At 59.1% G+C, this 20,624-nt stretch carries 16 protein-coding genes and 4 tRNA genes; 9 read left to right on the forward strand and 11 right to left on the reverse strand.

Annotated elements, in window-relative coordinates:
- The first annotated feature begins 6 nt into the window (after positions 1-6).
- The 3 genes from BM254_RS06545 to BM254_RS06555 all read left to right on the forward strand — a co-directional run bounded on the left by BM254_RS06545 (position 7) and on the right by BM254_RS06555 (position 4,312).
- Entirely contained in the window at positions 7-1,209 is a 1,203-nt protein-coding gene (locus BM254_RS06545) for a multidrug effflux MFS transporter (protein WP_092000472.1), read from the forward strand.
- A gap of 193 nt (positions 1,210-1,402) precedes the next feature.
- Positions 1,403-2,329, forward strand: a complete 927-nt coding sequence (gene hpaD, locus BM254_RS06550; RefSeq protein WP_092000476.1) for a 3,4-dihydroxyphenylacetate 2,3-dioxygenase — start codon at positions 1,403-1,405, stop codon at positions 2,327-2,329.
- An 81-nt stretch (positions 2,330-2,410) separates the two neighbouring features.
- Positions 2,411-4,312: an FAD-binding monooxygenase gene (locus BM254_RS06555; protein WP_092000479.1), complete on the forward strand. Its 1,902-nt coding sequence runs from the start codon at positions 2,411-2,413 to the stop codon at positions 4,310-4,312.
- Between the two features lie 244 nt (positions 4,313-4,556).
- Here the strand turns inward: BM254_RS06555 and BM254_RS06560 are convergent.
- Both BM254_RS06560 and BM254_RS06565 read right to left on the reverse strand, forming a co-directional pair.
- Positions 4,557-4,633 (reverse strand) — tRNA-Met (locus tag BM254_RS06560).
- Positions 4,634-4,733: 100 nt separating this feature from the next.
- Positions 4,734-6,059, reverse strand: coding sequence for an acetyl-CoA C-acetyltransferase (locus BM254_RS06565; RefSeq protein ID WP_092000482.1), 1,326 nt, complete (start codon positions 6,057-6,059; stop codon positions 4,734-4,736).
- 318 nt (positions 6,060-6,377) lie between these two features.
- Between BM254_RS06565 and BM254_RS06570 the strand changes: the two genes are divergently transcribed.
- Positions 6,378-7,784, forward strand: a complete 1,407-nt coding sequence (locus tag BM254_RS06570; RefSeq protein ID WP_092000485.1) for a 3-oxoacyl-ACP reductase — start codon at positions 6,378-6,380, stop codon at positions 7,782-7,784.
- A 238-nt stretch (positions 7,785-8,022) separates the two neighbouring features.
- Here the strand turns inward: BM254_RS06570 and BM254_RS06575 are convergent.
- The 6 genes from BM254_RS06575 to BM254_RS06600 form a co-directional block, all read right to left on the reverse strand.
- Positions 8,023-8,098: transfer RNA gene (locus BM254_RS06575), tRNA-Val, on the reverse strand.
- A gap of 9 nt (positions 8,099-8,107) precedes the next feature.
- Positions 8,108-8,184 (reverse strand) — tRNA-Asp (locus tag BM254_RS06580).
- A gap of 76 nt (positions 8,185-8,260) precedes the next feature.
- Positions 8,261-8,336, reverse strand: a tRNA-Val gene (locus BM254_RS06585).
- A 166-nt stretch (positions 8,337-8,502) separates the two neighbouring features.
- Positions 8,503-8,745 (reverse strand): hypothetical protein, encoded by a 243-nt coding sequence (locus BM254_RS06590; RefSeq protein ID WP_092000489.1) that lies wholly within the window; start codon positions 8,743-8,745, stop codon positions 8,503-8,505.
- A gap of 102 nt (positions 8,746-8,847) precedes the next feature.
- Complete coding sequence (locus BM254_RS06595) at positions 8,848-9,690, reverse strand: DUF2846 domain-containing protein (RefSeq protein WP_092000492.1); 843 nt, start codon at positions 9,688-9,690, stop codon at positions 8,848-8,850.
- Between the two features lie 139 nt (positions 9,691-9,829).
- Positions 9,830-10,798 (reverse strand): coiled-coil domain-containing protein, encoded by a 969-nt coding sequence (locus BM254_RS06600; RefSeq protein ID WP_092000495.1) that lies wholly within the window; start codon positions 10,796-10,798, stop codon positions 9,830-9,832.
- 370 nt (positions 10,799-11,168) lie between these two features.
- Here BM254_RS06600 and purE point away from each other — a divergent pair, with 370 nt between their 5' ends.
- The 5 genes from purE to BM254_RS06625 all read left to right on the forward strand — a co-directional run bounded on the left by purE (position 11,169) and on the right by BM254_RS06625 (position 16,638).
- Entirely contained in the window at positions 11,169-11,660 is a 492-nt protein-coding gene (purE, locus tag BM254_RS06605; RefSeq protein WP_092000497.1) for a 5-(carboxyamino)imidazole ribonucleotide mutase, read from the forward strand.
- A 450-nt stretch (positions 11,661-12,110) separates the two neighbouring features.
- Positions 12,111-13,229, forward strand: coding sequence for a 5-(carboxyamino)imidazole ribonucleotide synthase (locus BM254_RS06610; RefSeq protein ID WP_092000500.1), 1,119 nt, complete (start codon positions 12,111-12,113; stop codon positions 13,227-13,229).
- A 71-nt stretch (positions 13,230-13,300) separates the two neighbouring features.
- Complete coding sequence (gene sodB / locus BM254_RS06615) at positions 13,301-13,879, forward strand: superoxide dismutase [Fe] (RefSeq protein WP_092000503.1); 579 nt, start codon at positions 13,301-13,303, stop codon at positions 13,877-13,879.
- Positions 13,880-14,066: 187 nt separating this feature from the next.
- Positions 14,067-14,654: a LemA family protein gene (locus tag BM254_RS06620; protein ID WP_092000506.1), complete on the forward strand. Its 588-nt coding sequence runs from the start codon at positions 14,067-14,069 to the stop codon at positions 14,652-14,654.
- 10 nt (positions 14,655-14,664) lie between these two features.
- Positions 14,665-16,638, forward strand: a complete 1,974-nt coding sequence (locus BM254_RS06625) for a M48 family metallopeptidase (RefSeq protein WP_092000509.1) — start codon at positions 14,665-14,667, stop codon at positions 16,636-16,638.
- A gap of 267 nt (positions 16,639-16,905) precedes the next feature.
- On the opposite strand, the gene gspD is transcribed toward BM254_RS06625, so the two are convergent.
- From gspD to gspN, 3 genes are read right to left on the reverse strand one after another with little or no spacing between them, the layout of a single operon-like run.
- Positions 16,906-18,867 carry a type II secretion system secretin GspD gene (gspD, locus tag BM254_RS06630; RefSeq protein ID WP_092000512.1) on the reverse strand — a complete coding sequence of 654 codons (1,962 nt, stop codon included), beginning with the start codon at positions 18,865-18,867 and terminating at the stop codon, positions 16,906-16,908.
- Between the two features lie 32 nt (positions 18,868-18,899).
- Positions 18,900-19,751: a type II secretion system protein N gene (locus tag BM254_RS06635; protein ID WP_092000516.1), complete on the reverse strand. Its 852-nt coding sequence runs from the start codon at positions 19,749-19,751 to the stop codon at positions 18,900-18,902.
- 1 nt (position 19,752) lies between these two features.
- Positions 19,753-20,544 carry a type II secretion system protein N gene (gspN, locus tag BM254_RS06640; protein ID WP_092000518.1) on the reverse strand — a complete coding sequence of 264 codons (792 nt, stop codon included), beginning with the start codon at positions 20,542-20,544 and terminating at the stop codon, positions 19,753-19,755.
- Positions 20,545-20,624 lie beyond the last annotated feature (80 nt).

Genomic DNA, 20,624 nt, shown 5'->3' on the forward strand with positions numbered 1-20,624 from the left:
CCAAAGATGACAGCCGACACCCCGGTACGTACACCTTCCATCGCATTGATGGCACTGATCGCCATGGCAAGTCCGTTGGCGCTCAATCTGTTCGTGCCGGCGATGCCGGACGCTGTACGAGATCTTGAGACCGGGGTCGGCGTGATCCAGCTGAGTTTTACGGCTTACCTGTTCACGCTGGCTTTCGGCCAATTACTCTCCGGTCCACTGGCCGACCACTTCGGTCGCCGTCCTGTCCTACTCGGAGGGCTTGTCCTACATACCCTGGGGAGCCTGCTGGCAGCCCTCGCACCGGATGCCACGTTGTTGATCGCAGGCCGTGTGCTTCAGGCACTCGGCGGTAGTGCGGCAATGGTACTGGCGCGCACGATCATCATCGACATCTATGGTCGCCAAGGAGCCGCCAGCCGAATGGGCTATGTTGTCATGGCGATCGCGATCGCCCAGACAATCGCTCCGACCCTCGGCGGCTATCTAAACCTCTGGGCGGGGTGGCATTCCATTTTCTATGTGTCCCTGGGCATGGGCGCCGTCGCGCTATTGGTGGCCGCACTGCGGCTGCCGGAAACCTGCCGCGATAAAACTGACAGTCTGCGACTGAGGCCTGTCATTCAGCGTTACGCAGGTGTTTTCAGCTCGGGGGGATATATTGGCTACACACTTTCCACCACCTTCATTGCCGCTGCTTTTTACATATTCGTTGGCACCGCTCCCTACCTTGTCGACCGCCTGGGTGGCAACTCTGCCCTGTTCGGTACCTGGTTCCTGGCGGTTTCGCTTGCATTCATGTGTGGCAGTTTCTTATCGACGCGGTTGGCCAGACGTGCGAGTTCCGATCAGGCAGTTTTGCTTGGCAATACTCTATCGCTGGCTGGCGCGCTGGTGCTACTCGCTTTCGCGCTCGGTAGCACACTGACCTATGCCACCCTGTTTCTGCCGATGGCTTTGGTCACCTTCGGGCGGGGACTCAGTCAGCCCAATGCCCAGTCGGCTGCGATCAGTTGCTCGCCAACGTCAGCGGCTACAGCCTCCGGACTAATGGGGTTCATACAACTGTTGACGGGCGCCATGATTGCCCAGCTGATGCCGTTACTGCTCGGTCAAGGCGTGCTCCCGATCGCTGCCTGCATTTGTCTGGCTCCGGTAGCCGCCCTCGGCGCTCACTATTACGCGGTACGTCGACAGCGATATTCACTAGCAAAAGCCTGAGGAGATATTCGGGGGTCAGCTCCACGGAACCGAAAAATGCAATTTTTAAGGCGAATATTGCATTTCCTATCAAGGAGGAGCCAAGAATAATTGAGTTACAGAAGCTGGAACCGTGCACTGCCAATCAAAGTCAAAAACAAGGCAGCTTGTCACCCAATGTACCCGCAAATCCAAACAAGAAAAGGAAACTGTCATGGGAAAACTCGCACTTGCCGCCAAGATCACGCATGTACCATCCATGTACCTATCCGAGCTGGACGGTCCGCAAAAAGGCTTTCGCCAACCGGCCATCGACGGTCATATCGAGATCGGCCGCCGCTGCCGAGAGCTGGGCGTTGATACCATTGTCGTCTTCGATACCCATTGGCTCGTAAACGCCAGCTACCACATCAACTGTGGCGCTCACTTCAAAGGCAATTACACCAGTGGTGAACTGCCACACTTCATCTCCAATATGGAATTTGAATACGACGGTAATCCTGAACTGGGCAAACTGCTGGCTGCCGAATGCAATGCCCAGGGCGTGGAGACTCTGGCGCATGACAAAACCTCCCTCGATCCTGAGTACGGCACTCTGGTACCGATGCGCTACATGAACGAAGACCGTCACTTCAAGGTAATTTCGGTTTCCGCAATGTGTACCGCGCACTACCTGAACGACAGTGCCCGTCTGGGCTGGGCAATGCGCAAGGCTATCGAAGAGCATTACGATGGCACCGTGGCGATTTTTGCCAGCGGCTCACTGTCTCATCGCTTTGCCCAGAACGGTCAGGCACCAAAGTTTGCTACCAAGACCTGGTCTCCGTTCCTGGAACGCCTGGATCATGAGGTGGTCCGGATGTGGGAAAACGCAGAGTGGGACGACTTCTGCGAAATGCTGCCCGAATACGCCGTAAAAGGTCACGGCGAAGGCTTTATGCACGACACCGCCATGCTGCTCGGTGCACTGGGCTGGTCCGAGTACGATCAGAAGGCGGAAATACTTACGCCCTACTTCGGCAGCTCAGGAACTGGCCAGATCAATGCCGTATTTCCGGTATCCCAGGTCAGCGGCGACAAGGTTCCTGCGCCACAAGCCTCAGTCACCGAATCCTTTGCTCCCGGGTCAAGTCGCATCTGAGGATGAGTACTGGAGACTAACACGGCAGATGATCACATAAAGACCAAAACCGGCCCCAGAAAACAAAAAGGAGAAGTCACAATGCAGTTTCACCATCATGGATATGTATCCACCGATCCGAGAGTCGAGGAAGCGTCCGGCACGGGTATTGATCGCCCGGAGTCGCTACCGGATGTTGTGGATGTATTGATCGTCGGCAGCGGACCTGCCGGCATGATTGCCGCCGCCCAGCTGGCGAAGTTCCCGAACATCACAACCCGTATCGTTGAACGGCGCTCCGGACGCCTCGAAATCGGCCAGGCCGACGGTATCCAGGCGCGCAGTGTCGAGACATTCCAGGCGTTCGGTTTTGCCGGAAGAATCACCGAGGAAGCCTACCGTATTACTGAGATGGCCTTTTGGGCTCCCGATTCCGATAACTCTGATCACATCGCCCGTTCCTCGGTAGCTTTGGATGACCCCGGCGGTAAAATCAGCGAGTTTCCCCATCTGATCGTCAACCAAGCCAGGGTTCTCGATTACTTCGCCGAGTTCGCAAAAAACGCCCCCGCCCGGCTGACACCCGACTACGGCCTGGAATTCGTGGGGCTGACGGTACACGACAGTGAGACCTATCCCGTCGAAGTCACATTGCGCCATACATCAGGCGATAAAGAGGGCCAGGAATGCACGGTGAAAGCCAAATATGTCATCGGTTGCGATGGCGCACACAGTCGTGTTCGTGAGTCAATCGGCCGCAAGCATATCGGCGCGGTCTCGAATCACGCCTGGGGTGTCATGGATGTGCTGGCCACCACCGACTTCCCGGATATTCGCACCAAGTGCGCCATTCAGTCATCAACCGGTGGGAGTATTCTGCTCATCCCCCGCGAAGGCGGTCACCTGTTCCGGATGTACGTCGACCTTGGCGAGGTCCCCGAGAATGACAACCACCAGATTCGTCAGACTACCCTGGAGACCACGATCAAAAAGGCCAACCAGATCCTGCACCCCTATACCCTCGAGGTGAAGCACTGTGCCTGGTACACGGTCTACGAGGTTGGCCACCGAGTAACCGACAAGTTCGACGACGTCCCACCCGGTGAAGAAGACTCCCGGGCTCCACGGGTCTTTATCACCGGCGATGCCTGCCACACCCATAGTGCCAAAGCCGGCCAGGGTATGAATGTATCCATGCAGGACGGCTGGAACATCGCCTGGAAACTGGCCCATGTGCTCTCCGGCATCGCACCCGAATCATTGCTAAGCACCTATTCAAGCGAACGCCAGGTAGTTGCGCAGAACCTGATTGACTTCGATCGGGAATGGTCGAGTTTGATGGCCAAGCCCGCCGAGGAATTCGAAGATCCGAAAGAACTGGCGGATTTCTATGTCAAAACCGCTGAATTTCCGGCTGGTTTCATGACCGAGTACGAGACGTCAATGGTCACGGGTACCAGAGAGCACCAGAACCTGGCCACCGGTTTCCCTGTCGGCAAGCGGTTCAAATCGGAGAGGGTAATGCGGGTTTGCGATGGCAATGATGTCCACCTGGGTCACCATGCCACCGCCGACGGCCGTTGGCGGATCTACGCCTTCGCCGACAAGGCCCGTCCCGGTGAGGATTCCCGTTTGTCCGCCTGGGCGGAATGGCTGCTCAGCTCACCCGAGTCGCCGGTTGTTAAGTACACCCCGGAGGGCTCGGACCTGGACAGCATCTTCGACGTCAAGGTGATCTACCAGCAGCCCCATGGCGAAGTTGAATTCGGCCCCAACATTCCGGCCATTTTCGCGCCGAAAGTGGGTCCATTCCAGGTGACCGATTATGAAAAAGTCTACGCCATCGATCCGGAAGTCGACATCTTCGAAACGCGGGGTATCGACAGAAACGGGGCCGTTGTCGTGGTACGACCGGACCATTATGTGTCACAGGTCCTATCATTCAATGACACTGATGAGCTTGCCAAGTTCTTCGACGGGAACATGCGTCGCAGTTCCCGGTGATGCCTTGCCCGGCGATACCTAGACGTTTGATGGTGTAGCAAGATGGTGAAGCACCTGGGCCAGCTTGGCCCAGGTTCAAAGGCCGTCGGCTCTGGTGGGGGGAAGTGACTTGCAATCATTTGGCCCCCCCCCCCAGCCACCAAGCAAGTCATTACACGCCGAGGAACATTTACTTGGCAGGAACTTTCTGCTGCCCAAACACAAAAAAGGCGGATCAGAACGACTGATCCGCCTTTTTCTTAAGTGGTAGCGGGGGCTGGATTCGAACCAACGACCTTCGGGTTATGAGCCCGACGAGCTACCAGACTGCTCCACCCCGCATCAAAACTGGCTGTCTTTCGGGGATAACCCCGATCAACGTGGCGCGCATGATACGGTCTGGAATGGATCCTGTCAAAGGATATTACGGCTATCCCGTAACTTATCGCTCAAGGATCGCAGTAACCCCTTGCCCGCCCGCGGCGCAGATCGAAATCAGGCCCCGGCCGCTGCCTTTTTCCTCCAGCAGTTTCGCCAGCGTCGCCACGATCCGACCGCCGGTGGCGGCGAACGGATGGCCTGTGGCCAGGCTACTGCCCTTCACGTTGAGCTTGTCACGGTCAATGCTGCCCAGCGGCTTGTCCAGGCCCAGACGCTCCTTGCAGAAAACCGGATCCTCCCACGCCTTCAGAGTGGAAAGTACCTGCGCAGCAAACGCTTCATGGATCTCGTAGAAATCAAAGTCCTGAAGTGTCAGCCCAGCCTTCTCCAGCATCCGGGGCACCGCATAAGTCGGCGCCATCAGCAGACCTTCCTTCTTGTCGACGAAGTCCACCGCAGCCACTTCCGAAAACGTCAGCCAGGCCTTCACCTCCAGATTGTTCTCCTTCGCCCACTCCTCACTGGCCAGCAGCACACAGGACGCACCATCCGTGAGCGCCGTGCTGTTGGCAGCCGTCATGGTGCCATTTTCCCTATCGAATACCGGTTTCAAGGTCGCCAGCTTCTCGAGCGTGGTATCCGGACGCAGGATATTGTCCTTCTCCAGCCCTGCCAGCGGCGTCATCAGATCACTGAAAAAGCCTTCCTCATAAGCCCTGGCCAACTTCTGGTGACTCTCCCAAGCCAACAAATCCTGATCTTCCCGGGCAATATCCCACTCCTTCGCCGTCACCTGGGCATGCTCACCCATGGACATCCCGGTACGCGGCTCCCCATTCTCCGGGATCTCCGGCACCAGATGCCCTGGCCGGAACCGCCCCAGAATCTTCAACCGCTCCTTCGCCGTCTTGGCCCGGTTCAGATCCAGCAGAATCTCCCGCAGCCCCTCACCGACACCAATCGGCGCATCGGAGGTGGTATCCGTACCCCCGGCAATGCCGCACTCGATCTGCCCCAGGGCAATCTTGTTCGCCACCAGAATCGCCGCCTCCAGCCCGGTACCACAGGCCTGCTGAATATCATAAGCCGACGTCTCCGGCGCCAACCCACAACTGAGCACCGACTCCCGCGTCAGATTGAAATCCCGCGAATGCTTGATCACCGCACCGGCAACCACCTCGCCCATACGCTTGCCCTGAAGATCAAAACGGTCCACCAGGCCACGGAGAGCCGAGGTCAGCAGCTCCTGGTTACTGATCTTGCTGTAGGCGGTGTTGGATTTGGCGAAGGGAATGCGGTTGCCACCGATCACCGCAACACGGCGGATTCCGTTATCGGTTTTCTTCGCTGGTGACTTTCTCTGTGTACGTTTCGGAGCCTGTGCCATAGTCTTTTCCTGATTCAAATTTGGAATGGATGAACGCACGGAGTAAGGGGTGATTGGGGATGGCTTTCCAAAACTGTGCGGAGCCAAGGATGGCGGAGCTCAAGCGTCACAGGGACGTGCTTGAGCGGGTTTTGGAAAGCCATCCCCAATCACCCTCCCCCAGAGCCTGACTTAATGCAACATCAGTCTAGCGCCAGGCCAGAAAGCCTCATTGGCACCCCTGACAACCAACCAAAAGCATTGAGTCAATCCAAAAACTAAAGGATTCTTTACCCTGTAGGTCAAATTGCATCCAACCGCAAATACAAGGAAGACCCAATGTCTGACCTCTACCTCAAAATCGTCAACACCCCGGTCGGCAAATCCGCCGCCCAAACCCTGGGCCTGCCCTCACCCGTGCCCCTTAATCGCCTCAAACGCACCGACCAGCCCTTCATCGAAGGCGACGTCCTCGTCGGTGCAGCCACCGGTGCCCGCGCCATCGCCACAGTAGGTAACATCGTCGGCGCCAGCGCCGCCACCCTGCACCACGCCTCCGGCCCCGACACTCTGACCGACTCCGCCAAGGCCGGCAACAAAGCCAACCCCCTCGAGATTGGCGGCGACATCGACCAGAAATTCTCCGCCCTCGTATTCGACGGCACCGGCATCAAAACCCCCGAGGAGTTGCGGGCGGTCTACGACTTCTTCCATCCGACCATCAAGAAGCTCGCCGGCAATGGCCGCGTACTGGTGATCGGCATGGATCCCGCCAGCTGCCGCAAAGCACCCCAGGCTGCCGCCCAGCAGGCACTGGAAGGCTTTGTTCGTGCGGTGGGCAAGGAAATCGGCAAGAAAGGTGCCACCGCGAACCTGATCCGCATGGTTCCAGGCGCTGAAAAACAACTGGACTCCAGCGTCCGCTTCTTCCTCTCGGCCCGCTCCGCCTATGTGGATGGTCAGGTGGTACGCATCGGCAAGAGCACCGAAGCGCCGGCCACCAACCCGGTGGCTCCGCTGACCGGCAAAGTCGCCCTGGTGACCGGCGCCTCCCGCGGCATCGGCGAAGCCATTGCCCGTACCCTGGCCCGGGATGGCGCCACCGTGATCGGCCTGGACATCCCGCCGGCCATGGAAGATCTGCAGAAGGTGACCGATTCCATCAAGGGCAAGGCCCTGGCCTGTGACATTACCGACGAGAACGCGCCGAAACTGATTGCCGACTTCGCCGAGGAACATTTCGGCGGCCTCGACCTGGTGATCCACAACGCCGGCATCACCCGGGACAAGACCCTGGGCAACATGCCCGAGCACTTCTGGGACATGACCATTGCCGTGAACCTCTCCGCCGAGGAGCACATCGACGAAGAGCTGATGAAACGGGAACTGCTGCGGGAGAACGGCCGGATCGTGTGCATCTCCTCCATCAGCGGCATCGCCGGCAACTTCGGCCAGACCAACTACTCCACCGCCAAATCCGGCGTGATCGGTTATGTCGAAGCCATGGCGAAACAGCTGAAAAATGGCATCACCATCAACGCCATCGCCCCAGGGTTCATCGAAACCCAGATGACCGCTGCCATGCCCATCACCATCCGCGAAGCGGGCCGGCGCATGAACAGCCTGTCCCAGGGCGGGCTGCCGGTGGATGTGGCCGAAGCGATTGCGTGGTATTGCAGTCCGGCTTCGAATGGCGTTAACGGGAATATTGTGCGGGTTTGTGGGCAGTCGTTGATTGGGAAGTGAATGCGGGGGCGGCTGCCCCCAGGGGTCTGATGAAAGCCTTCATCTTGCCCCAGGGGTCTGATGAAAAGCCTCCGGCTTTCCATCTGACCCCATTTTCAGATGAAACTCCGGGGTTGCCGCTAAGCTGGGGTCAGATGAAAGCTTTCATCAGACCCCTGGAGAGATCAGCCCCCTGAGTAAAATCAGCCCCCCGGAACGAAAAAAGGCCGATCCTCGCGGATCGGCCTTTTCGGAATTCTGGTGGGTGGTGCAGGGATCGAACCTGCGACCCTCGCCTTGTAAGGGCGATGCTCTCCCAGCTGAGCTAACCACCCGGGAAAAAATGGCGGAGCGGACGGGACTCGAACCCGCGACCCCCGGCGTGACAGGCCGGTATTCTAACCAACTGAACTACCGCTCCGCATCAATTCAGCCCGTGGGCTTGAACCTGAAACCGGATGGGGTGATCCGGTGATGCCTTTGAAAGACTCTGAAAGTGGTGGGTGGTGCAGGGATCGAACCTGCGACCCTCGCCTTGTAAGGGCGATGCTCTCCCAGCTGAGCTAACCACCCACTTCCAACCTCGAGAGGCTTTCAAGTCCTTGCTCTCTCAAGCAAGTGAGACGCGCATTTTAAGCATTTCGCTGACAGTGTCAAACCTTTTCCGGGAATTTTCTGAAAAAATCTGCAAGCCATTCAAAATCGGGCGGTTTTTAACCAAAACCTGATCAGAAACCGGTCATTTACCGGAGCCTTTTTTTGGCCCCTTCTCAACCAGCCGCTGGCCCGCCTGTTCGGCCTTCTGGCGCAGGGACAACTCACTCACCCGCGAGCGCCGATCATCCGGGATGGACCGGCTCGCCAGCGAGCAATTCAGCTCATCAATACGCCTGCGCACATCCTCAAGCCCCTGCATGGCCAGAGGCACCACGTCGTCCGCCAGCTTTTCCAGGCGGCCTTGCAATCGATCCTTCAGAGACATCGTCCTGACTTCCTGATTCATTTCACTGCATGCAGTGTAGTAACCAGTCCCGACATTCACAATTGTGAAACTGCTCCTGCGCCCTGTCGATTCAGCCAATGTTCAGAAAAACCACCAGCCTCCGGATTCAGCCGCTTCCCGACGCTCCCGCTCTTCCTCCAGCGCCGCATAGTCCCGTTCGAGCTTGCGGATCTTCCGCTCGGCTTCCAGAGTCACTGTCGGGCCACCACCGAACGGCCAGTACCAGGGCGCAGATTCGTATCTCCCCTCCTCCTTGAGACGCTCAATCTCCAATTCCCGCTCTTCTTCCAGTGCAGCCAGCGAGCGTTCGTAATCGATGTCCTCATTCACCTCCACAATCGAGGTGGCGGCATGATTGGGCGCCAGCAGATCACTGTTCAGGAACTGGGTCGATACGATTTCCCCTGCCTGCATGGCATAGGCACGAGTTACCAACTGAAGGTCCCCTTCCGCCAGGGGATGCTCGGGATCCAGATCCGGATGGATCTGCTCCGGTTCCGTGAGTTCGTTGTACCGCAGGTAGTAGATCTGCCCCGGCTCTACCCGGAGGGTGGCATCGGCAATCAGACTGAGACTGAACGAATTGAGTCCTTCCAGGCCCAGCAGTGGCCGGCGCATGGCGATGTGACGCTCACCGGGGCTGACTTCGAGCCAGGTGTAACTGTCGTTGCGAATGTTGAAATAGTGGTGGTCGTCAATGTAGACGCTGGGCGCCTCGATCTCATCCGCCGCCCACTGGGAATGGGTGCGATAGAAATAAAGAAGGGCGTTATCACGATCCCATTCATCATCCGGGATGTGAACGAAATCGGGGCCGGACACCGGATGCAGGAAGGAACCAACGCTCTTGCCGATCGACTGGTACACCGTACAACCGGAACCAAAAACCAGGAGCGACAGCGCCAGGAGGGTTCGTTTGCTCATTGTTCTTGCTCTTCATCCCTTTGCGAGTTGCCTGATCATAACAACTGGCTCCCGCCAGAAATGAGAGCTACCGCAAGGGATGAATACAAACTGTTACAAAGCGCCGAACACCCGGTTTAATGAAAACTCAAAAGCCCGATCACTGACCGGACATTCGCGCCTCCAGCCGGTCCACCTCATCCGACAACCGGACCAGGCGAGATGTAAGCTGCGCCCGGGACGCATCGATGGAATCCACCGTCTGCTTGAGCGAGGCCAACTGATTACGCAGCGAACGCACCTCCGAACTGCCCGCTACCCCATCCGTCTTCTTCTCCAAAGCAGTAATCCGGCTCTCCATGCCACTGATCCCCAGCTTCTGCTCCTGCTCGAAACGACGGATACGGCTCTCGATCACCTGATCCACATCCGCCATCTGCTGACTCAAGGTCGTAATCTGCTCAGAGGCCTGGGCGGTGTTTTCCTTCAGCGCAACGATCGACGTTTCCGTCTGTTCTTCAAGCGCGGCAATCTCCGAAGACAGAGAAGCCCGGGCTTCTTCGAGAGTCGTTTCGAGACTGGCGACCGCCTTCTTCTCTTCCTCCAGAGCCGACTTCAGCGTCGCCAGCTGCTCCTCATGCTCATCCAGACGCGCCTTGTTCCGCTCATTGGCCACAACCCAAAGCTTGCGGATCTCGCTGGACGCTTCCTCCAGCCCCGATTTGTTCGACGCAATCTGCTCCTCCAGCGACTGCCCCCGCTCCTGCAGGTTCTCACCCGTCTCCGAGAGCTCACCCTCAAACCGGGCCAGTGCCAACTTGCTCTGCCGCGCCCAGTAGTCCGCCTCCTCCAGCTGCGACTCCATCGCCTGAATCCGCTGATTCTGGGAATACCAACCGGCAACCGCAGCCACCGCAACCGCAATCAACAACAACCAGACCGCCGCCAGACCGCCCTTGCCATTACCACCGTTACCGTTACCAGCCGGCGGCTTCCCGGCCCCGCCAGAACCACCGGAACGAGCAGCCGGCGCAGCGGCAGCCTTTTTCGGAGCAGGCCGCTTCCGCTCACTACTGCCGATTGGCGCGTCTGCTCGGAGTTCGTCGTCATCTGGGCGGATGGAATCCATTACTGCTCCTGGGTCTGAGTTCTGGTTGTTCATTATTCTATTTGCCGGATCGTTAACAAGGTATGCCCGACCAGCTCTGTCTGAATTATGGACGCTTTTCAGGTCAACGTCTGATAATACATGCACTTATAAACGGGGTGAAATGAAGCTCTGCTAATGTGGCACGGGGCCGGGGTCAGAAGAAAGCCTTCTTCTGACCCCTCCTTAGCGGCAACCACGGAGTCTGACCTTAAGATGGGGTCAGATGAAGGCCTTCATCTGACCCCTGAGGATGGCTCCGGCCAATACCATGCACCAAAACGGGCAAGTTGCATGGTAAGTAGCCAAAACATACAATGGCCGGCTTTCCAATTATCTCAGGATGTTGCATATGCAGCCGCTTGTAGGACTCATCATGGGCTCCAAATCCGACTGGCCCACCATGGAACACGCCGCCAACATGCTTGAAAAACTCGGCGTACCCTACGAAACCAAAGTCGTCTCCGCCCACCGCACCCCGGACCTGCTCTTTGACTACGCCAAAACCGCCGCCGACCGCGGCCTGAAAGTCATCATCGCAGGCGCCGGCGGAGCTGCGCACCTCCCGGGCATGGTCGCCTCCCAGACCGCCCTGCCCGTACTCGGTGTACCGGTCCAGTCCAAAGCCCTGAACGGCCTCGACTCCCTGCTGTCCATCGTCCAGATGCCTGGCGGCATCGCCGTTGGCACCCTGGCCATCGGTAAAGCGGGAGCCACCAACGCCGGCCTGCTTGCAGCACAAATCATCGGCACGTTCGATGACAATGTCCGGAAGGCTGTAGAAGAATTTCGTTCGACCCAGACCCAAACGGTCCTCGATAATCCGGATCCAAGCGAACAGTAAACCCTGATATCCCGGAGCTGGCTGACACCGCGAACTTGGGAGAAGGGAGTCTTAGGGGTATCCTTTCCAAAACACGCTACGAGCACGTCCATGTGCGCTTGTTTCGGGCCGTCCCTGGCCCTCAACAGTTTTGGAAAGGATACCCCTAAGACTCCCCGTACCTGTTGCGATAGCCGTTCAAGCGCAGAGAAGGGCGAACTTGTCGAGTAATTGAGAAGTCTGACTAGTGCGATCACAGTGAGAACAAGCGGTTTTGCACAGGGTTCAGTTGAGCGGGTTGGGCAAGGCTTTCCAAAACTGTGCGGAGCCATGGATGGCGGAGCCCAAGCGTCACAGGGACGTGCCGCCAGGAGCGTGTTTTGGAAAGCCTTGCCCAACCCGCTCACACTCCCAAAGTCAGACCAGAAATCAGACTAAACTCATATGCCAAACCATGGCAGGAGAACACAAATGAGAATTGGTGTACTAGGCGCCGGCCAACTCGGGCGCATGCTGGCCCTCGCCGGATACCCACTGGCCAAGACCTTTGTATTCTACGACATGTCCGGCAACCCCAGCGCCGGGCTTGGCGAAGTCATTATCGACCGCGAAGGCCAATATCTGGACGACTTCCTGTCCCGGGTTGACCGCGTCACCTACGAATTCGAACACCTGCCGGTCGAGGTTGCCGAAAAACTGGCCAAAGAAAAGCCGGTTCACCCCTGCCCACGAGCATTGCAGGTGTGCCAGAACCGCGAAGCCGAGAAAACCCTGTTTGGCCAGCTGGGCATCCCGACCCCTGAGTGGAAAATCGCCGACAGCGCCGAATCCCTGAAAGCCGCCGCCGAAGAGCTCGGCTGCCCCGTGGTCGCCAAGTCCATCACCGAAGGCTATGACGGCAAGGGCCAGGCCGTCCTGAAAGATCCCGAAGACGCCGAAAGCGCGTGGGAAAGCATCGGCCACCAGCGCCTGATCGTCGAGAAGTTCGTCAACTTCAAGCGTGAGGTGTCCATTATCGCGGTGCGCGCCGAAGACGGCGACCTGGCCTTCTACCCGATGGCCGAGAACACCCACCACGAAGGCATCCTGCGCTACTCCATCGCCCCGGCCCCGGGCCTGGCGAAGCATGTTCAGGAAGACGCCGAGCGTTACATCAAGGCCCTGCTGAACGAATTGGATTACGTCGGCGTATTGACTCTTGAGCTGTTCGAAACCGAGGATGGGCTGGTGGCGAACGAGATGGCGCCCCGGGTGCACAACTCCGGCCACTGGACCATCGAAGGGGCCATGACCAGCCAGTTCGAGAATCACATCCGCGCCGTCAGCGGTCACCCGCTGGGTAATGTCGCGCTCCGTGGTCTAAGCTGTATGATCAATATCATTGGCGAACACGGCGACATCGAGCGCATCCTGGAACTGCCCTATGCGCACGTTCACCTCTACAATAAAGGGGAACGGCCGGGCCGCAAGCTGGGTCACGTGAATATCCTGGCGGACAGCTACGAGGAGCTGGTCTGGCGGGTCCGGAACTGTGCGCAGTTTCTTCCGGGCTGCCCGGATTTTAAAAGCAGTTTAACTACAAAGGGTTGATATAACTCAAATCGCCCTTATATTGCAGCAACGTACACTCACATAAACAGAGAGACAGGGAGAACGACCTCATGGCATTTGAACTTCCCGCACTGCCTTACGAAAAGAACGCACTGGAACCGCACATCTCTCAGGAAACCCTCGAGTACCATTACGGCAAGCACCACCAGACCTATGTCACCAAGCTGAATGGTCTGATTGAAGGCACTGACAATGCCAACAAGTCCCTGGAAGACATCATCAAGAGCTCCAGCGGCCCCGTATTCAACAACTCTGCCCAGGTGTGGAACCACACCTTCTACTGGCACTGCCTGAGCCCGAACGGTGGCGGTGAGCCGACTGGCGCAGCCAAGGAAGCCATCGAGAAGGCTTTCGGCTCTTTCGAAGACTTCAAGAAAGAGTTCAACGACAAGGCCGCCAACAACTTCGGCTCCGGCTGGACCTGGCTGGTGAAGAAGCCGGACGGCAGTGTTGCCATCGTCAACACCAGCAACGCGGAAACCCCGCTGACTGGCGACGACAAGGCAGTCCTGACCGTAGACGTGTGGGAGCACGCCTACTACATCGACTACCGCAACTCCCGTCCGAACTACCTGGAAGCGTTCTGGAACCTGGTTAACTGGGATTTCGTCAACGAAAACCTGGCATAATCAGCCGATTCCGGCTTTCAGAGGGCGGTCCATCCGGGCCGCCAACAAGCGCCCGCCCCGTGCGGGCGTTTTTGTATCCGCTCAGCACCAAAAATGAACAAATTGATACAACCCTGCCGGGAAATCTCTGAAAAAATCATGGATACTCAAGGAAGTAGATTCAGACCAACCATTCAGAGGAGTTGAAATGGGAACGACCCTTATCGGCCTGGCAGTGATCGCTGTCGTCGTTATCTACCTGGTGTTCATCTACAACCAGCTGGTGTCCCTGCGCAACCAGTTCAAGAACGGCTTTGCCCAGATCGACGTGCAGCTGCAGCGGCGCCACGACCTGATTCCAAACCTGGTGGAAGCCGCCAAGGCCTATCTCACCCACGAGAAATCCACCCTGACCCAGGTGATGGAAGCCCGTAACAACGCGGTCAGCGCCCAGAAGGACGCCGCCACCGATCCGGGTGACAGCACCAAGATCCAGCGCCTGGGCGGCGCCGAGAACCTGCTCACCAAGGCCCTGGCCAACTTCTACGCCGTGGCCGAGAACTACCCCGAGCTGAAGGCCAACGAAACCATCCAGCAGCTGATGGAAGAGCTCTCCAGCACCGAGAACCGGGTCTCTTTTGCCCGCCAGGCCTACAACGATGGCGTGATGAACTACAACATCTTCCGCGAGAAGTTCCCCAACAACATCGTCGCGGGCATGTTCGCGTTCAAGGAAACCGCCCAGCTCCAGCTTGAGTCCCCGGAAGCCCGCCAGGCCCCGAAAGTCGCTTTCTGAGGCCTGAGTCTTGGCTCATCCCGGATTTTTCCAGCGCCAGGCCCATGCCCGGCGCAACACCGGCCTGCTGGTGTTCCTGTTCCTGACCGCGGTGGTACTGATCACCCTCGCGGTCTGTGTCGTTGGCTACCTGGTCACCCGTAGCGAAACCTCCAGCCTCGCCTTCCACCACTGGCTGCTGTCCAACCATGGCCTGATCACCGCCTCTGCCGTCGTCGCCCTGATCGGCATCGGTTCGCTGGTGCGGTGGGTGGACCTGGCTGGTGGCGGTGAACGGGTTGCCCGCATGGTGGGGGCCCGCGCCATCGATCCCGACACCCGCGATCCGGACGAACGCAAGCTGCGCAATATCGTCGAGGAAATGGCCATTGCCAGCGGCGTTACCGTGCCGGAACTGTATGTGATGGACCAGGAAACCGGCATCAACGCCTTTGTGGCCGGCTATACCCCCGGCGAGGCGGTGATGGTGGTTACCCACGGCGCCCTCACCCAGCTGACCCGGGACGAACTCCAGGGCGTGGTTGGCCACGAATTCAGCCACATTCTCAACGGTGACATGCGAATCAACGTCCGCCTGATCGCATTGCTGGCCGGTATCCTGATGATTGGCCAGATCGGCCAGTTCCTGCTGCGTGCCGGCTTTTACAGCAGCCATGGGGTCCGGTCCCGGAACCGGGATGGTCGCGCCCAGGCTGCCATGGCCGTGGTTGGCCTGGCCCTGATGATCATCGGCTACGTTGGTGTATTCTTCGGCCGGCTGATCCAGTCCGCGGTCTCCCGCCAGCGGGAAATGCTTGCGGACGCCTCGTCGGTGCAGTTCACCCGCAACCCCGAGGGCATCGGCGGGGCACTGTTCAAGATCGGCATGAAAGGCGGTTACCTGGATACCACCAGCCACGCCAGCGACATGAACCACATGTGCTTTGGCGAAGCCGCGCGGATGAAATTCACTTCGCTGCTCGCCTCGCACCCGCCCATCGATGTACGTATCAACGCCATCCAGCCCGGCCTGCTGGCCCGTCTTCGCAGCCGGCTGCGGGACACGCGGCCAACCAGCGATCTTCGTGGCGGCGCCCGGGCGCCAGACGGTTCGACGGGTTTTGCCGACGTCGCCCGGGACATCTACCAGCCGGTCCGCTCCGGTCGCACCTCGCCCATTGCCCGGGCCGCGCCGGTGCCGGCAAAGGAACTGTCGAGCCAGGTGGGCACGGTCACCCGGCAGGGTGAAGACTTCGCCATGGCGTTCCTGGAACAGCTGCCGGCCACCTTCCGCACCCTGCTCTACACCCGCGCCGGCGCCATTCAGCTTTGCTATGCCATGCTGGTAACCGATCTATCGCGAGACCAGCGGAAGGAACGCCTCAGCCTGCTTTCCGATCACCCCGTGCTGGGTTGCCAGCCTGAGATCATGTCAAAGATCCTGCCAGCCCTGAAAAGCATTGGCGAAGGCGTGCGCTTCCCCGCCCTGGAACTGGCCATGCCTGCCCTGCGCAAGCTCGATCCGGAGGAACGGGATGGGCTGATCAACAATGTGCGAAAGCTCGCGGCGGCAGACGAGAAAATCAGTCTGTTCGAACTGACCCTCACCAGCTTCCTGTCCCGCCACTTGGGCGATCATGCCGGCCGGGTGGTGCCGGTCCGTTACAAGAGCTATAAACCGCTGTTACCGGCGATCCAGAGATTGCTGAGCCTGATGGCCCGCGCCGGGACTTCCGACAACACCGAAGCCCAGAAACTCTACCAGGAAGCCGTTGCCGGTTTTGTCGATACCCGGAAGGGAGACCTGCCACCGCTGGAGAAGGTCACGATGCGGCAGTTGCAGGAGGCGCTGAGGGCATTGAACAGCCTGTCGCCACTGCTGAAGCCTGCGATCATCGACGCCTGCGCTCACTGCGTGAGCCACGATGGGAAGGTGGAAGTGCGGGAGTATGAGCTGATGCGGCTGGTGGCGGATCAGATGGATTGCCCGATGCCGCCTTTGTAGTGGGCGAGGGGTTCAGGTTCAGGTGAAGGAGGGGTCAGAAGAAAGCTTTCTTCAGACCCCGATTTCAACTCAGGAGTCTGATCAACTCAGGGGTCTGATGAAGACCTTCAACTCAGGGGTCTGATGAAGACCTTCATCTGACCCCATGTTCAGGCGAAACTTCCGAGTATGCTATCCAAGCTGGGGTCAGATGAAAGCGTTCATCAGACCCCAAGAGCCAAACAGCGGGGTCAGAAGAAAGCCTTCTTCTGACCCCAGCTTCACACCTCACTGCGCCCGCATTTCGCTGCCAGAATCAAACAGGTCATCAATCGCCGGCCGCTCTTCCGCGCTTGGCAGGCCGAGCTTCTCACGGACGTTCAGGTTCACCTCCCACAACGCCTTGTACTTCTCATCCGTCGCGGCGACGGCGTCCGCCTTACCCAGCATGATCTTAGGCCTCAGGAACACCAGCAGGTTGCGCTTGATCCGGCTCTGGGATTCGGAGGAAAACAGGCGGCCGAGGACCGGGATATCGCCCAGCAGAGGCACCTTGCTCTTGGTGACCTGAAGGTCATCACGGGTCAGGCCGCCGAGGACGATGGTTTCGCCGTCGTCCGCCAGCACGGTGGTCTTGATCTCACGCTTGTTGGTGACGATGTCTGAGGCGTTCTCAATGCTGTCCGCCACGCTCTCGGTGGTCTGCTCCACCACCAGGCGCACCAGGCCGTCGGCACTGATGGTCGGGGTCACCTTGAGGGTCAGGCCCACGTCGCGGCGTTCGATGGTGGTGAACGGGTTGCTCAGGCCATCGCCGGTAACGGCGGTCTGGCCGGTCCGGAACGGAACGTTCTGGCCCACGGTGATCTCGGATTCCTGGTTATCCAGGGTAATGATGCTCGGCGTGGACAGCAGGTTCGCGGCACTGGAAGTAGACAGCGCCTGGAGCAGGATGCCCCAGCTCAGGCCATCCTCATCCCGCTCGCCCGCGCCGATGGTGATGCCTCCCGTTGCCGGAGTAATTGCCGACTCGGTCAGGATTGCAGTGAGCACGTCCCCGAGACTCCGACCGACATTTCCGAAGTTGGTACCTACCACCGGTGTGGATTCTCCCGACTCATCACCCGCCGCAAACTGCACACCAAGGTCCTGGCCCAGCTCATCACTGATCTCCACGATGGCCGCCTCGATCATCACCTGAGCCCGGCGAAGATCCAGCTGCGCCACAATCTGCTCGGCCTCCTGCATCAGCGAAGGATCACCACGGACCACCAGGGCATTCAGACCTTCGTCCGCGAAAACGGAGAAGTTGTTGTTCGGGTTGCCTGCGGTACCACCGCCAGCCCCGCCACTGCCTGAACCGCCCTCCTTGAGCACCTCACCCATCACACCCTTGAGGATCTCGGTCAGGTTCTTGGCATCGGCATGCTTCAGGCGAATAACCTTGGTGGTCCCGCCAGTGGCGGATGGCTGGTCAAGCTTGCGGATCAGCTCACGCATCTTCTCCCGGAAGGTTTCGTCGCCCCGGAGAATCAGACGGTTACTGCGCTCATCGGCGGTCACGCTGTATTTACGGGCGGCATTCTCGCCCCCGGCCTTGCCCAGTTCATCCGGCGCCAGTTCCTGCAGCAGGGTGACCATATCGCCCACCCAGGCCTCCCGCAGCTGAATCACCTCCACCTCGTACTTGGAGGGGCTGTCCAGCTCCCGGACGATCTGTTCGATTCGTTCGATGTTGGAGCGGTGATCACTCACGATCAGGGCATTGGCGGCCGCCACACCGGCCAGGTGCCCGTACTTGGCCACCAGCGGGCGCAGGATGGGTACCAACTCCAGGGCATTGGCGTTATCGATCTGGATGACCCGGGTAATCAGTTGCTCGGAGGGGGTTTCGGGAAATCGGTCGAGTATTTCGGCGGACTGCTTGGCGTCCACCTGCTGCACAATCTTGATCACCTCTTCCCCGGGAATGGCGGTAAAGCCGTGAACGTTCAGAACCGCCAGGAACAGGTCGTAGATTTCATCCTTGTTCATGGGGGCACTGGAAAGCACCGTCACCTTCCCTTTGACCCGGGGATCCACCACAAAACTGTAGCCGGTGATGTCTGCCACCTGGGTTACGAAGGCGCGGATGTCCGCATCCTTAAGGTTCAGCCTCCAGGTCTCTTCCTGCCCGTGTGCCAGGGACATCATCGGGAGAAGGATCAGCAGCGCAATGGCCCGTAGAAGATTCGTCTTGTGGTTATACATCTGGCGATTTCGTCCTGTATCGTTGATCCCGGTCAGCGCCACTGCTCGGGTATGGCATAACTAACGGTGAGGATGCTTCCGTCACGCTCGATTTCGATGGCCAGCTGGGCCTGGCCGCGCCAGCTTTCCAGCAGGGATTTGTCCTGTTCCAGATCACCCAGCCGCTGGCCGTTGATGGCGGTGATCACGTCGCCGGCCTGAAGGTTGACGGCATTGAGCATGGCGTTGGAGCCGTCGTAGGCATAACCGGACATGCCGCTATCATCCACCGGGCTCAGGCCGTACTGGGCCAGCACCGCCGCACCCTGGCTATCCACCTGCTCCCGAACACTGGCCAGAAACGCATCCGGAGACGATTCTGCCGGCACATCCTCCACCTCTGCAACCATGCCGGAATCGGTGGACTCCTCGAAGGTCAGTGACTCGTAGCGTCCACCCCGACGCAGCAGGATCCGGTCCGGTTCCACCTCGGCCAGTTCGGCATTGCCGGGCAGCATGTCACCCACCCGATAATACGCGGTTTCGCCGTTACTTCCTGCAACTATAGCACCGGAACCCTCGGGGCGTTCGCCAACCAGCACCCCTTCGAGCCGCAGGCGCAGGCCGGTCTCCGGTGCCGAGCGTTTCACGGATTCTGCCACGCCCGCCTGAACACTGGGGCGACCGAAGAAATCATAACCGGCGATGGGGAAATCCTGGCCACCGGATGCGGCCATTCCCAGCGCCTCCTGAGAAGGCGCCACCGGTACCGGCCGGTCATCCCAGGCAACCAGCCAGGTGACCCGGGCCAGCGCAACCGCGAGGTAGAGCGTCAGCCCAAGAAGCAGGAGATTGGCAAGGATCCGGGATACGCGGGCCTGGGCCTGGCGAGGAAAGACCATCATGTTAAAGGCCTCCACGAATCAACGGTTGCCGGACCCGGAACACCACATCGTCCGGACTTGCCGAATCCGACCAGGGCTGGTCGGCCAGATCCACCATACGCTTGTAGACCTGGATTTCCATCATTCCGTTCCAGAGCAGGTTGGCCTGGGCCGCGGGCCCGCTGCCGCCCTGCTCGGCAATCTTCAGTTCCACCCCACCCTGGACCGTATCCAGGTTGGCCTGCATGGGCGGGAAATCCGCCGAACCGGTCTGGTCCCCCATGGGCCAAGTCACCCGGCCGCCCGGCCAGCGGGCGAGGCCATCGGCCCGGGTAACGCGGTTATCTTCCCAGGCCAGTTGCAGGCGCTCGATGGTGACATCGCCTTCAATCATGGCGCCTCGGTTCTTGCGGATCAGCTCCCGGAACTCGGCCACCCCGATATGCCCCGAGGCATCCAGCGCGGCACTGAGGGGCCAGCCCATCGTCAGGTCACCCTGGAGCGAGGATTGTGCCGTATCCAGTGTGATAGCCACCGGCAATGTCATTCCACCAAGGGAAGGCCAGCCCAGCGCCCAATCCACCCGTAGCGGATAACCGGCAACAACGACCCCGGCGGCACCGTCCCACAGCTTGCCCGACACCTGCCGGACCTGCACCTGGGGCGGCAGATTCACATGGGCGGAGGCCTGCTGCCACACCCAGCCGGCGGGCACCAGGATCACGAGTGCCACCACATACACCAGCGCCCCGAGCAGGAACAGCAACAGCAGCTTGCCCAGGCGGAAAAAGGATTTGGTTTCGGTGTCACTCATTCATTAATACACACAAAAAAGTCTGGAATCCGAGTCTAGCAAACGCATGGGGCAAGTTCATGACAAAAAACGAAAAAACC

The organism is Marinobacter pelagius (assembly GCF_900114925.1).
GTDB lineage: Bacteria > Pseudomonadota > Gammaproteobacteria > Pseudomonadales > Oleiphilaceae > Marinobacter > Marinobacter pelagius.